This is a genomic window from Streptomyces cyaneus (genome assembly GCF_004028635.1).
Lineage (GTDB): Bacteria > Actinomycetota > Actinomycetes > Streptomycetales > Streptomycetaceae > Streptomyces > Streptomyces cyaneus.
In genome coordinates, this window is the sequence record NZ_ML138679.1 from 280,156 (window position 1) to 293,589 (window position 13,434).

Annotated in this window: 11 protein-coding genes; 3 read left to right on the plus strand and 8 right to left on the minus strand. The window is 71.4% G+C overall.

Annotated features, from left to right (window positions below; translation table 11 throughout):
* Nucleotides 1-13: 13 nt before the first annotated feature.
* The 3 genes from EHO50_RS08375 to EHO50_RS08385 form a co-directional block, all read right to left on the minus strand.
* Nucleotides 14-1,189, minus strand: coding sequence for an ArsA family ATPase (locus EHO50_RS08375; protein WP_128429226.1), 1,176 nt, complete (start codon nt 1,187-1,189; stop codon nt 14-16).
* Nucleotides 1,190-1,461: 272 nt separating this feature from the next.
* Nucleotides 1,462-1,902: an SRPBCC family protein gene (locus tag EHO50_RS08380; protein ID WP_128429227.1), complete on the minus strand. Its 441-nt coding sequence runs from the start codon at nt 1,900-1,902 to the stop codon at nt 1,462-1,464.
* 126 nt (nt 1,903-2,028) lie between these two features.
* Entirely contained in the window at nt 2,029-2,826 is a 798-nt protein-coding gene (locus EHO50_RS08385) for a metallophosphoesterase family protein (protein WP_128429228.1), read from the minus strand.
* Between the two features lie 296 nt (nt 2,827-3,122).
* Here EHO50_RS08385 and EHO50_RS08390 point away from each other — a divergent pair, with 296 nt between their 5' ends.
* Nucleotides 3,123-4,919, plus strand: a complete 1,797-nt coding sequence (locus EHO50_RS08390) for an AMP-dependent synthetase/ligase (RefSeq protein WP_128429229.1) — start codon at nt 3,123-3,125, stop codon at nt 4,917-4,919.
* Between the two features lie 17 nt (nt 4,920-4,936).
* Here the strand turns inward: EHO50_RS08390 and EHO50_RS08395 are convergent, their stop codons facing one another.
* Together EHO50_RS08395 and EHO50_RS08400 are read right to left on the minus strand one after the other, a co-directional pair.
* Nucleotides 4,937-6,559, minus strand: a complete 1,623-nt coding sequence (locus EHO50_RS08395; RefSeq protein ID WP_484422064.1) for a GMC oxidoreductase — start codon at nt 6,557-6,559, stop codon at nt 4,937-4,939.
* Nucleotides 6,560-6,723: 164 nt separating this feature from the next.
* Nucleotides 6,724-7,866: a glycosyltransferase family 4 protein gene (locus tag EHO50_RS08400; protein ID WP_128429231.1), complete on the minus strand. Its 1,143-nt coding sequence runs from the start codon at nt 7,864-7,866 to the stop codon at nt 6,724-6,726.
* A gap of 119 nt (nt 7,867-7,985) precedes the next feature.
* On the opposite strand from EHO50_RS08400, the gene EHO50_RS08405 reads away from it, so the two are divergent.
* Nucleotides 7,986-9,221 carry a glycosyltransferase family 87 protein gene (locus EHO50_RS08405; protein ID WP_128429232.1) on the plus strand — a complete coding sequence of 412 codons (1,236 nt, stop codon included), beginning with the start codon at nt 7,986-7,988 and terminating at the stop codon, nt 9,219-9,221.
* On the opposite strand, the gene EHO50_RS08410 is transcribed toward EHO50_RS08405, so the two are convergent.
* Nucleotides 9,182-10,498: an MATE family efflux transporter gene (locus tag EHO50_RS08410; RefSeq protein WP_128429233.1), complete on the minus strand. Its 1,317-nt coding sequence runs from the start codon at nt 10,496-10,498 to the stop codon at nt 9,182-9,184. The two genes, EHO50_RS08405 and EHO50_RS08410, sit on opposite strands and share 40 nt — an antisense overlap.
* Nucleotides 10,499-10,590: 92 nt before the next feature.
* Here EHO50_RS08410 and EHO50_RS08415 point away from each other — a divergent pair, with 92 nt between their 5' ends.
* Nucleotides 10,591-11,121, plus strand: a complete 531-nt coding sequence (locus EHO50_RS08415; protein WP_128429234.1) for a PadR family transcriptional regulator — start codon at nt 10,591-10,593, stop codon at nt 11,119-11,121.
* On the opposite strand, the gene EHO50_RS08420 is transcribed toward EHO50_RS08415, so the two are convergent.
* Nucleotides 11,109-12,302 carry a hypothetical protein gene (locus EHO50_RS08420; protein ID WP_128429235.1) on the minus strand — a complete coding sequence of 398 codons (1,194 nt, stop codon included), beginning with the start codon at nt 12,300-12,302 and terminating at the stop codon, nt 11,109-11,111. The genes EHO50_RS08415 and EHO50_RS08420 overlap by 13 nt on opposite strands.
* A gap of 54 nt (nt 12,303-12,356) precedes the next feature.
* Nucleotides 12,357-13,370 (minus strand): C40 family peptidase, encoded by a 1,014-nt coding sequence (locus tag EHO50_RS08425; protein WP_128429236.1) that lies wholly within the window; start codon nt 13,368-13,370, stop codon nt 12,357-12,359.
* Between the last annotated feature and the right edge of the window lie 64 nt (nt 13,371-13,434).

Genomic DNA, 13,434 nt, shown 5'->3' on the forward strand with positions numbered 1-13,434 from the left:
GGGCGTACCTGCTTCACCGGGTCCGCGGCCAGAGATCCGGATCCGGCGCGAACCGGATCCGCAGCTCACCGTCGCGCAGCGCGGCCCCGTCCACACCGCACCGGCGCAGTGCGGACGGCAGGGGCACGATACGCCGGAACTGTCCCGCGCTGACGACGAGTTCGTCGCCGCGCCGGATGAGGTCGAGCTCGTCGCGTGCGGCGCCGGGCAGCGGGAGGGCCCAGACGAGGACGCCGTCCTCGGCGAGCCGGTCGGTGACGGGCCACTCGACGGTGGACGACGAGCCGTTGACGACGGACACGGCGAGCGCGTCGAGATCGTCGACGCCGCGAGGGTCCCGCCCGAGGTGCGCGACGCGACGGACGTCGTACTCCTCCCCCCACTCCTCCAGAACCTTGCGCTGCTGGGCGACGGGCCCGGCGAGCCAGCTGTCCGCCGGCGCCGCCGCCTCCGGCAGGACCCGGTTGGCGACCAGCAGGTCGGGCCGCAGGCCACGCAGGGCGAGGGCGAGGGTGGCATCCCGCACGGCGTCGGCACCGCCGGGACCGGGCTCGGCGACCAGCCGTACGACGGTGTCGCGGTCGGCGACGACGGCCTCGACGGCGGCGAGCTCGACGTCCCAGCGGGCCGCGGTCTCGTACAGCCACTCCGCCGGCATCGGAACGCCGGCCAGCCGCCCCAGGACCGGCCGCAACGCCCGGGCCGCCTGCCGCTCGGACGGGAGCAGCCGGCGCAGGTAGCGGCGCAGTTCCTCGGGGAGCGCCAGCAGGGCGAGGGCGTGCGCGGTGGCGGGCAGGTCGACGACGAGAAGGTCGTGCGCCTCGGCGAGCGCGGCGTCCCGCAGCGCACGGAGCAGCGCGAGCTCCTCGGCGCCGGGGAGGGGGGTGACCTCTTCGGGGTCGAGCCGGGAGGCGCCGAGGAGGTCGAGGGCGGCGGTGGCCCGCTCCTGGAAGGCGGCGAGATCGTCCCGGAACCCGGTGGCGGCGTCGGGGCGCCAGGCGGTGAGGTTGGGGGCGACCTCGGTCGGGGCCGCTCCGGTGGCCACGCCGAGTGCCGCGCCCAGGGTGTCGGTGCGGTCGGCGCTGAGGACCAGGGTTCTGGTGCCGTCGGTCGCCGCCGCCAGCGCGGTGGCGGCGGCGACGGTTGTACGGCCGCTGCCGCCCGGGCCTGTGATCAGGATGGTGCGCATGGGGGTGAACCGTAACGGACGTCGGGGTTCAGCCCTGTTGTGAGGTGCCCGGCGTGGGTGCTGACCATGGGGCGTCGCGCAACCCGGCGCCCACGGGGTGCCGCTTCTTTGGGTCGGGAGCCGCCCCAGCGGCACGACTGCCCGCAGGCTGCGTGGATCGGGCCGGTCACGGGTTGACGTGGGCGCCCGACGAGCGCCGGTCCGCATATCTCAGCCCTTCCGGGGGTGCCCCCTCTGGGAGAGTTTGAGGACGAGGCCCGTCCGCCGCGGGCCTACTTGCCCGACTCCACCCGCTTCTTCAGCCCCGCCAGCGCCCGGTCGATGATGACCTTCTCGGCCTTGCGCTTGATCATGCCGAGCATCGGGATCTTGACGTCGACGGTCAGCTGGTACGTGACCTCGGTCGAGCCCGCCCCCGCCGGCTTCAAGATGTACGAGCCGTCGAGCGACCGCAGCATCTGGGACTTCACCAGAGTCCAGGACACCTCGTACTCACCGGTCCAGGTGTACCCCAGCACCTGGTCGTCCTTGATCGCGCCGGCGTCCATGACGAGGCGGACCTGCTCGGCGCGGCCCTGGCCGTCGGTCTTGAGGACCTCCGCCTCCTTCACCTCGCCGGTCCAGTCCGGGTAGCGGGCGAAGTCGGCGATCACCCCCATGACATCGGCCGGTGCCGCCTCGATCGTGATGCTCGAGCTGGTGTGTTCCGCCATCGCCGTGGCTCCTCCAGATGCGGGCCGGTATGAAGTCGTGGTGCGCATGCGTGTGCAGCGTGAAGGCTACCGCGCGCCCGACCAGCCGACTTCACCCCCACCTGCGCCGGTGCTCACCACTGCCGCTCACCATTCCAGCGCCCAAGGCTTCCCCGACCCGGCGAAGTGCCCCACGTTCACGCACTCCGTCGCGCCGATCCGCATGCGGCGGACCAGCGGCTGGTGGACATGTCCGAAGAGTGAGTAACGGGGACGCGTGCGGCGAATCGCCTCCAGCAGCGCCTTGCTCCCCCGCTCGAAACGCCGCGCCACCGTGTCGTACACCAACTCCGGGACCTCCGGCGGAATGTGCGTGCACAGCACGTCCACCTCCCCCACGGCCTCGATCTTCGCGGCGTACTCCTCGTCGCTGATCTCGTAGGGGGTCCGCATCGGCGTCCGCAGTCCCCCGCCCACGAAGCCGAAGACCCACCCCCCGATCTCCACCCGCTCCCCGTCCAGCACCGTCGTGCCCGGCCCGGCGTACTCCGGCCACAGGGGCGGCATGTCGACGTTGCCGTAGGTGGCGTACGTCGGCGTGGGGAACGCCGCGAACATCTCGGCGTACTGCTTGCGCACCGCCTTCTCGATCACCGCACCCCGGTCCGAGCCGATCCCGGCCCACAGCCGCGTTCCGAACTCCCGGGCCTCCTCGAAGCGCCGGGCGGTGCGCAGTTCCACGATGCGGTCGGCGGCGGCCACGCCGAAGAGGTCGGGGAAGATGCCACGCGAGTGGTCGGCGTAGTCCAGGAACAGCACCAGGTCGCCGAGGCAGATCAGGGCATCGGCACCCTCGCCGGCCCTGGCCAGGTCACGGGCATTGCCGTGCACATCGCTGACCACATGTACGCGTGTCCTGCGGTTTCCCGTCGGTGTGGGTGCCATGACGATCAAGGGTAGGCCTGTGCGGCATACGTGAACAGTGGCGGCCCGACCCACGGTTACTGGCCAGTCGTCAGATCGCTCGACTACTGTGCGCGCAGAAACACCAATCCGTGTGACGCAGCGAACATCTCGCCGGGACCCCCTGTCGAAGAAGCCATACCGGCGGGTAACGTCCGGTCGGTCCAGTCGTGCTCAGGATTTCAACATGTGAATTCCCGAGCACTTGCCCGAGCCTTGGACCGCACCGTCGCATCACACAACGTCGTGGCGCCGGCGCCCTATGAGGAGCAGCAGTCTTGCGCGAGTTCAGCCTTCCGGCTTTGTACGAGGTCCCTGCGGACGGCAATCTGACCGACATCGTCCGCAGAAACGCCGCGCAGCATCCGGATGTCGCCGTGATCGCCCGCAAGGTGGGCGGTGCCTGGCAGGACGTGACGGCCACCGCCTTCCTCGCCGAGGTGCGCGCGGCTGCGAAGGGGTTCATCGCCGCCGGGGTCCGGCCGGGCGACCGGGTCGGCCCGATGTCCCGCACTCGCTACGAGTGGACCCTGCTCGACTTCGCGATCTGGTCGGCGGGCGCGGTCACCGTGCCGGTGTACGAGACCAGCTCGCCGGAGCAGATCCAGTGGATCCTCTCCGACTCGGGCGCCACCGCCTGCGTCGTCGAGCTGGACAACCACACGGCCGCCGTGGAGTCGGTGCGCGACCGGCTGCCCGCGCTCAAGCACGTCTGGCAGATCGAGGCCGGCGGCGTCGAGGAGCTGGGCCGCCTGGGGCAGGACATCAGCGACGCGACGGTCGAGGAGCGCAGCTCGCTGGCGAAGGCCGACGACCCGGCGACCATCGTGTACACGTCCGGGACGACCGGCCGGCCCAAGGGCTGTGTCCTCACCCACCGCAGCTTCTTCGCCGAGTGCGGGAACATCGTGGAGCGCCTGCGGCCCCTGTTCCGCACCGGTGAGTGCTCGGTCCTGCTCTTCCTCCCCCTCGCGCACGTCTTCGGGCGGCTCGTGCAGGTCGCGCCCATGATGGCGCCGATCAAGCTGGGCAACGTCCCGGACATCAAGAACCTCACCGACGAGCTGGCCTCGTTCCGTCCGACGCTGATCCTGGGCGTCCCGCGCGTCTTCGAGAAGGTCTACAACTCGGCGCGCGCCAAGGCCCAGGCCGACGGCAAGGGCAAGATCTTCGACAAGGCGGCGGACACGGCCATCGCCTACAGCAAGGCGCTGGACACCCCGTCCGGCCCGGCCGTCGGCCTGAAGATCAAGCACAAGGTCTTCGACAAGCTCGTCTACAGCAAGCTGCGCGCGGTCCTCGGCGGCCGTGGCGAGTACGCCATCTCCGGCGGCGCCCCGCTGGGCGAGCGGCTCGGACACTTCTTCCGAGGCATCGGCTTCACGGTCCTGGAGGGCTACGGCCTGACCGAGTCCTGCGCCGCGACCGCGTTCAACCCCTGGGACCGGCAGAAGATCGGCACGGTCGGTCAGCCGCTGCCGGGTTCCGTGGTGCGGATCGCGGACGACGGGGAGGTGCTGCTGCACGGCGAGCACCTGTTCCGGGAGTACTGGAACAACCCGGGCGCGACCGAGGAGGCGCTGGCCGACGGCTGGTTCCACACCGGTGACATCGGCACCCTCGACGAGGACGGCTACCTCAGGATCACCGGCCGCAAGAAGGAGATCATCGTCACCGCGGGCGGCAAGAACGTCGCCCCGGCCGTGATAGAGGACCGTATCCGGGCGCACGCGCTGGTCGCGGAATGCATGGTGGTCGGTGACGGGCGGCCGTTCGTGGGCGCGCTGGTCACCATCGACGAGGAGTTCCTGGGCCGCTGGGCCGCCGAGCACGGCAAGCCGGAGGGCTCCACCGCGGCGTCGCTGCACGAGGACTCGGACCTGCTGGCCGCGATCCAGTCGGCGGTCGACGACGGCAACGCCGCGGTGTCGAAGGCGGAATCGGTGCGGAAGTTCCGCATTCTCTCCTCCCAGTTCACGGAGGACTCGGGCCATCTGACGCCGTCGCTGAAGCTCAAGCGCAACGTCGTGGCGAAGGACTTCGCGGACGAGATCGAGGCGATCTACCAGAAGTAGTCACCCCGCACAGGTGCTCATGGCGCGGTGTCCTCCACGAGGACCCGCGCCATCGTGCGTTCGGCGAGCGCGGTGATGGTGACGAACGGGTTCACCCCGATCGACCCCGGCACGAGCGAGCCGTCGGTGACGTACAGCCGCGAATACCCCTTCACCCGGCCGTAGTTGTCGGTCGCCTTGCCGAGCACGCAGCCGCCCAGCGGGTGGTACGTGAAGTCGTCGGCGAAGACCTTGCTGGAGGAGCCGAACAGGTCGTACCGGTAGATCGTGGAGTTCGCCGCGTTGATCCGGTCGAACAGCTTCTTGGCCATGCTCACCGACACCGCGCTCTGGGCGGCACTCCACCCGAGTTTCACGGCCCCCGTACCGCTGTCGTACGAGAACGACGCCCGCGACGGATTCTTGGTGATCGCCAGATACAGGCTGACCCAGTGCTCCAGTCCCGTCGGTAAAGGCGCGATCTCGGCGAAGACGGGGTTGGCGGCGTTGGCCCAGTCGTCGATGCCCATGACCGGCATGGTCGACTGGTTCTCCCCGACCGTGTCCCACAGGTGGTTGGCCCGGCCGAGCATCACGTTGCCGTTGGTTCCCCACCCGGTGCCGACGCTCGCGTCCAGGGCGGGCAGGGTGCCCGACTCCCGGGCGCGGACGAGGAGTTCGGTGGTCCCGATGCTGCCGCCGCCGAGGAAGAGGTACGTACAGCCGTACTCCTTGGTCTCGACGACCGTGCCGGTGTTGTCGATCCGGTCGACGGTCAGGACGTACGTCCCGTCGGCGGCCCTGCTGATCGACCGCACCCTCTCCAGGGTGTGGATGGTGACGTTCCCGGTGCCGAGCGCGGCGGCCAGGTACGTCTTGTCGAGGGTGCGCTTGCCGTGGTTGTTGCCGTAGATGACCTCGCCTGCGAGTGCGGACTTGGTCGCCGTGCCGGCCGCCTCGCGCTGCATGTGGCCGAAGTCGTAGACGCTGGGCACGAAGGTGGTCTTCAGGCCGGTGTTGGTCGCGTGTTTGCGGGAGATCCTGGTGAAGCGGTACCACTCCGTGGACTCGAACCACGCGGGGTCGATGGTGTTGACGCCGAGCATGGAGCGGGCGCGTGGGAAGTACGTGCCGTACATCTCCACGGTGTCCACGGTCGGGAACTGCTCGGCGAAGTAGGACTGGAGCGGGGTGACCGCCATGCCGCCGTTGACGAGGGAACCGCCGCCGACGCCTCGGCCGACGTACACGGACATGTGGTCGTAGTGCAGGCGCTCCAGTACTCCCGGGTAAGGGCTGATGTCCTTGTTGACCACGTCCAGCCACAGGAAGGTGGCGAGCGGGGCCTCGGTGCGGGTGCGGAACCACATGGAGCGCTGGTCGGGGGCGCTGGTGGTGCAGAAGACCTTGCCGTCGGGGCCGGGGGTGTTCCAGAGGCGGCCCATTTCGAGGACGAGGGTGCGGATGCCGGCCTGTCCTAGGCGGAGGGCGGCTACGGCGGCGCCGTATCCGGAGCCGACCACGATCGCCGGGGCGGATTCGACTGCGTCGGGCTGGGCGGCTTGGGCGGACTGGAGGGCGATGCGGGTGAAGCCGAGGGTGGCCGCGGTTTGGAGGGCGGCCATTCCGAGGATTTGACGTCTTGTCAGCTGACGCTGCATCAGGTTTGATGTCATGTGCGCAGCATGTGCGGATTATTGGGTTCCGCCTAGTGGGGTGCCGCGTATTCGTTGTGGGCGGGTGCGGGTTGGGTGTGGCTTGTCGCGCCCACGCGGCGGAGCCGCATATCGATACAGCCCCGCGCCCCTAAAAGAAGGGCGTTGCTCTACAGCAGCGTTTGCAGGTTCTCCGCGAGCAGGTCCCAGCGCCACCTCTCCTCGACCCACTCCCTGCCCCGCTCGCCCATCCGCCGGCGCAGTTCGGCGTCTGCCAGGAGTGTGGCGATGCGGTCGGCGGCCTCCTCGGGGGAGCCGCCCCTGACGACCCAGCCGGTCTCGCCATCGAGTACGGCATCCGGTGCGCCGCCCGAGTCCCCGGCGACCACCGGCAGTCCCGTCGCCGACGCCTCCAGGTAGACGATCCCGAGGCCCTCCACATCGAGCCCCCGCCGCCTCGTCCGGCACGGCATCGCGAAGACGTCGCCGGCGCCGTAGTGGGCGGGCAGCTCGGACCAGGGCACGGGTCCGGTGAACCTGACCGAGTCGGCGACGCCTGTCTCGCGCGCCATCCGCCGCAGGTCCTTCTCGTACGGGCCGCCCCCGACGATCAGCAGCACCGCGTCCGGCTCGGCGGCCAGGATGCGGGGCATGGCCTGGATCAGGGTGTCCTGCCCCTTGCGCCGGACCAGACGGGAGACGCAGACGACCACCGGCCGGTCCGTCAGGCCCAGCCGGGCCCGGATCTCGTCGCCGCCCGACCCGGGGTGGAAGGTCTTCTCGTCGACCCCGGGTGGCAGCTGCACCATCCGCGAGGCCGCCTGCGGCGTCAGGGCGACGGCGATCCTCGAGCGCGTGTACTCGCCGAGGTAGGTGATCGTGTCCGTCGACTCCCCGATCCGGCGCAGCAGCTGCCGGGCCGCGGGCAGCTGGGCCCAGCCCGCCTCGTGGCCGTGGGTCGTGGCGACCAGCCGTTCGGCGCCCGCCCTGCGCAGGGCCGGTGCCATCAGGCCGAGCGGCGCCGCCGCGCCGAACCACACCGAGGTGCAGCCGTGCTCGCGCAGCAGGCCGACCGCCCGCCGGGTCGCCGCGGGCGTCGGCAGCAGCATCGTCGTACGGTCCCGTACGACCGTGAAGGGCTGCTCCGCGTCGAAGGCGGCCGTGGCCTCGGCGCCCTCGCGACCGCGCTTCCAGGTGGAGGCGTAGACGACCAGCCGCTCCGGGTCGAGCCGCAGCGCCATGTTGTGCAGGAATGCCTGGATGCCGCCGGGGCGGGGCGGGAAGTCGTTGGTCACGATGAGCGTCTTGTGCATTGCCGCAGACCTTACCGAAGCCGCTGTTCACAGCCGGGCCACGGCCACGTGTGTGGCCCGCACACAGCTGGACAGGACATCATGTTCCCGCACGGCGGGAGCGAACGGCAGGGGATCTGGTGGAGACGACGGGCACGCGGCGGTCCCTGGCGTGGCTTGCGGGGATCTGGGCCCTGACCAGGCTGCTCCTCCTGCTCTTCGTGTTCAAGGTGTACGTCTTTCCCGGGCCGGACGTCACCAGTGACGTGTCGGTGATCTACCAGGGCTGGTACGAGGTGCTGCGCACCGGAACGTTCCCGCTCGACGACGTCACCTGGCAGTACCCGCCCGCCGCCGCGCTCGCGATCCTCTCCCCCGCGCTGGTGTTCTGGCTGGACTACCCGTCGGCGTTCTTCGTCCTCGCCTTCTCCGCCGACCTGGCCGTGCTGCTGCTCCTGCTGTACGCCGGTGTGCGCCCGGGCCGGACGCTGCGCGGGGCCTGGGTGTGGGTGGTGGGCGTACCGCTGCTCGGACCCACCGTGTACGCGCGCTACGACGTGATGGTCACCGCCGTCGCCGTGGCCGCGCTGCTCGCGGGCGCCCGGCATCCGAAGGTGATGGGCGCGCTGACGGCCTTCGGGGCGATGCTGAAGGTGTGGCCGGTGCTGCTGCTGGTCGCGGCCCGCAGACGCGCCGCCTGGGGCTGGGCCGCGCTGACCGCCGGCGCCCTCTCCGCGCTGTTCGCCCTCGCCATGCCCGGCGCCTTCGCCTTCCTGACCTTCCAGCGGGACCGCGGCACCGAGGTGGAGTCGCTGGGGGCGCTGGTCTTCCATGTGGCCCGGCACTTCGGCTGGGACGGCGAGGTGCTGCTCAACTACGGCTCGGTGGAGTTCCTCGGCCCGTACGTCGACGTCGTCAGCATGGCCGCCCTGGCCCTGAGCGGGCTCGCCTTCGGCTGGCTGCTGCTGTGGCGGCTGAGGGCGAAACGGTTCCTGTCGCACACCCTCGCGGACGCGGCCTTCGTGGCGGTGCTGATGTTCGTGACGACCAGCCGGGTGATCAGCCCGCAGTACCTGGTGTGGCTGGTGGGCCTCGCGGCCGTGTGCCTGTGCTTCCGCGGCAGCCGGATGAGGCTGCCGGTCGGGCTGGTCCTGGCGGCATCCTTCGTGACGGTCCTGGAATTCCCCGTCTGGTTCTCGCACGTCGTCGCCAGCGACGCCCTCGGCAACACCCTCCTGTTCCTCCGCAACGGTCTGCTGGTCCTCGCCACGCTCCTCGCCGCCCGCGAGCTCTGGCGCTCGACGGTGACCCGCCCCGCCCCGCTCCCCGTACCGGCTCAGGCGACCCGCACCAAGGAAACGTCACTGCCCTCCTGACGCCGGGCCCGCCGGAACAGCACCAGGACCGCGCCGCACTGCACCGCCATGGCCAGCGCCAGGGCCAGGCACACACCGGGCAGCCCGAGGCCGGACAGCCCGTACGCGAGCGCCAGCTGTACGGCCGTACCGAGCACGGTCACCCGCAGCAGCGCCGGCGCTCCCCCGCTCCCCTCGAAGACCCCGCCGAGCGCGATGAAGCAGGCCATCAGCAGGAGGTAGGGGCCGATGCAGCGCAGGAAGAGCACCCCGGCGTGGGCGACGTCCGGGCCGGCGCCGAAGGCGGCCATGATCCAGGGCGCGGTCACGCCCAGCAGGACGGCCGCCGCCAGCGCGAAGGCCCCCGCGAGCAGCACCGCCTGCCGCCCGATCAGGCGCCGCTCGTCCTGCCCGGCGCCGAGCAGGTGCGCGGTGTGGATGGAGGCGGCCTGGCGCACGGCGTAGAAGCCCATGGTGGCGACGTACATGACCTTGTAAGCGATCGAGTACGCCGCCACCGCCGTCACCCCGAGCCGCGCCACGAGCGCGACCAGCACCAGCGCGCCCGCCTGCCGCACGGTGAAGTCGGCCGACATCGGCAGCCCGGTCCGCAGCGTCCGCCGCGCCGCACCGGAGAGCGACTGCGCGGGCCGCGCCTCGGCGGCTGTCCGCAGCAGCCGGTTCCGGCGCAGGGCGATCAGCCCCACCCCGAGGGCCACGCTCCGGCACAGCACGGTCGAGGCGGCGGCGCCCTGGACGCCGTAGGCCTGGATGAGGAACGGGTCGCACACCAGGATCAGCCCGTTCGCGAGCAGCGCGAGCCGCATCGGAGTCCTGGCGTCGCCGGCCCCTTTGAGGATGCCGTCGACCAGCGTCTGCGCGAAGAACACCGCCGTCCCCGGCAGCGAGATCGCGAAGTAGCCCACCGCGAGCGGCTGAGCCGAACCCCCGTCGAGCACCAGCCGCGCCAGCGGTTCCCGCAGCAGGAACCCGCCCACGACGACCACCGGCGTGAGCAGCGCCCACACCGCCCATCCCCCGCGGACGGCGGCCCGCACAGCGCCCGCGTCCCCCGCGCCCCTGGCATGCGCGACCAGCACGGTCGTACCGGAGCCGAAGACCAGCGCCACGCCGAGCAGGACGTTCTCGGCGTTGGTCGCGACCGCCACGGCGGCCACGGCCGGGCCGCCGAGCCGGGACACCCAGACGGTGTTGATGATCCCGGCGGCGACGGAGGCGAGGAGCGAGAAGTAGACGGGGTGGGCGAGCGAGATGAGCTGCTTGCGGTGCGCGTTCACGATCCGGCCCTCCTCGACACCTTCGACCGTACCTCGATTAGAGGTAGCTCGATAAGAGGTACCATGGCCTCATCACGTCCGCAAGGAGGACCATGCTGGAGCTGTCGATCCTGGGCTTCCTGGCCGAAGGGCCCCTGCACGGCTACGAGTTGAAGGCGCGCATCACAGCGCTGAGCGGCCATGTCCGCCCCGTCAGCGACGGCGCGCTCTATCCGGCGATCACCCGCCTGATCAAGGCGGGCAAGCTCGACGAACATGCGGAACCGGGCGCGAGCGCCGCCCCGCGCCGGATCCTCTCCCTCACCGGCAAGGGCCGCGAGGACCTGCTGGAACGCCTGCGCCATCCGAAGCCGGTCGAGATCACGGACCAGGTGCGCTTCAACACGGTCCTGTCCTTCCTGCGGCACCTGCCGGACCGCCGGGAACAGGCCGAAGTGCTGCGCCGCCGACTGGAGTTCCTGACCGCGCCCACGAGCTTCTTCTACAAGGGCGGGAAGCCTGTACGGGCGGAGGAAGCCGACGACCTGTTCCGGCAGGGCATGCTGCGGGTGGCCCGGGCGACCGGCGAGGCGGAACGGGCGTGGCTGACGGAGGCCATCGCCACGCTGGATCAGCCGAGCTGAGCCCGCAGGTACTCCCGCCACCGCGCGGTGAAGTCCGCCTGCGACGTCCCGAGTACGTCCTTCAGCGCGCCCTCGACCGCCCCCTCCCGCCGCTCGTGCGCGCCCACGGCGCGGTAGAACTCGCCGAGCCTGACCTCCCCCCAGTGGTCGGCGATCATCCGGCAGGCCATCCACCCGCTCTCATAGGCCCGCGCCAGCTTGTTCGCGTCGCCGGTGAAGCCGAAGTCCGCGTCGGCCGGGAGCTCCCGCGGCCCGGACCCCTCGGACACGGCACGCCACAGCTCGGGGGCGGCCTGGGACGGGGAGCGGCCGCTGCCGAGGTAGCCGACCCAGTCGGCGTAGCCCTCGGAGAGCCACAGCGGGGTGGCGGCGGTGGTGTCGGCGCGGGTGGCGACATGGGTGGTCTCGTGGGTGAGGACGACCTGCTTGCCCACCTTCCCCAGGACGCCGTACGCGTCGGGGTTGACGATGATCCGGTCGGCGGGCGCGTTCGCCGGGGCGCCGGTCTCGCCGGTGGTGACGGCGGCGATCCCGCGATAGGAGGAGGCGGGCGAGCCGAGCAGCCCGGCCATGTCGTTCAGGGACTCCGGTACGAGGACCACGACGTGCCGGGCCCAGTCCGTGCCCCACGCCTGCGACACGGCCGGCACCGCGTCATCCGCCAGCTCCGCGTACGACCGCAGCACCGCCTCGGACTGCCCGACGCCGAGGACGAGACTGTCGTCGCCCCGTACGACGCTCACCTTGCCCTGGTCCCACAGCTGCTCGGCGGATCCGCCGGCGGGCCGCTCGGCTTCGACGTACCACTCGCCCCGCGCATCCAGGCCGAGGCTCAGTGTGCGGCCGGCGCTGACCGGGGCCCGGTCGTAGCCCTCGACGCGATAGCGGAGTTCGGCCTCGGCGGTGGCGGTGTCGCCGGTGCGGTGCAGGCCGGTCAGACGGTAGGACCACCCGGCGAGGGGCACCGCGCGCAGGTTGTCGAACCCGGCCGACGCGCCCGTCCTGCGATACGCCGCCTCGTCGCGGTCGAGCAGCGCTGCCGCCCGCCGGTCGAGGACGCGCTGCACCTCGGCCTTGGCGCTGTCGGTGTCGGACCGCCCGCCGCAGCCCACCAGACAGACGAGCAGCAGACAGAGCGCGAGGACCACCCGCGCTCCCGAAGCCCGCCTTCGACCAGCCATTTCCCGATCGTACGGCGGCGAGGGCGCGGCGGTCAGACCCGTGTCACACCCACGTCAGACCCGGGTGACCGTCGCCCCCGGCATCATGCCCACCGGGTCGTAGCGCACGGGTGCGCCGGGGTAGGGCGCGTGGATCACCTGACCGTTGCCCACGTACATCCCGACATGGCTGGCGTCGCCGCGATAGGTGACCACGTCGCCGGGCTGGGCCTCGGAGAGCGGGACCTGCTGTCCGGCGTACCGCTGCCCCTGCGAGGTACGCGGCAGGGAGACGCCGGCCTGGGCGTACGACCACTGGATCAGGCCCGAACAGTCGAAGCCGGAGGGGCCGTTGGCGCCCCAGATGTACGGCTTGCCCAACGCGGAGTGGGCAGCGGCGACGGCGGCTGCCGCGCGGCCCGACGGTGCGGCGAGGCTCCCGAAGTCGGGCATGACGTCACGGCCGGAGCGGGAGGCGCGGTCGTAGGCGGCGCGGTCGGCCTGGGTGAGGGAGTTCAGGAGCCTGCGCGCCTGGGCGAGTTTGCGCTCGACGGTCCGCTTGTGGGAGGCGACGACCTTGCGGCTCTTCTCCAGTTCGACGAGTTTGCCGGCCGCCTCGGCACGCTCCTGGGCGAGTGCGCGCATCGCGTCCTGGAGGTCCTCGAGCTCACCGGCCTGGTGGGCGCTGATCCGGGCGATCCGGGCGGCCCTGTCGAGGTAGTCGGCCGGGTCGTCGGAGAGCAGCAGCGCGAGGGAGGGGTCGATGCCGCCGGACCGGTACTGGGCGCCGGCCAGCGAACCGAGGGCGTCCCGCATGGAGTTGATGCTCTCCTGCTGCCGGGCGATCCGGTCCTGGGCGTCGCCCACCTGCTTGCGGAGCTTGTCGGCGCGCTCGTCGGCCTTGTTGTAGGCCTCGGTTGCCTTCTCGGCCTCTTCGTAGAGGCGGTCCACCTTGGCTCGGGTGTCGTCGTGCGGCGTGGCCGTGGCCGGTACGACCCCGAGGGCCGTGGCGGCGGCTGACATGACGCAGAGCGCTGCACCGGCGCCCCGGTCGAACCCGGACGGTGCAAGGCGGCGATGGGACCCCACGGGAAGCCGCTCTCCTTCCGCTGGCGGACAAGGACTCGTCCCCCTGCAGCGGGGGAAACGCGGC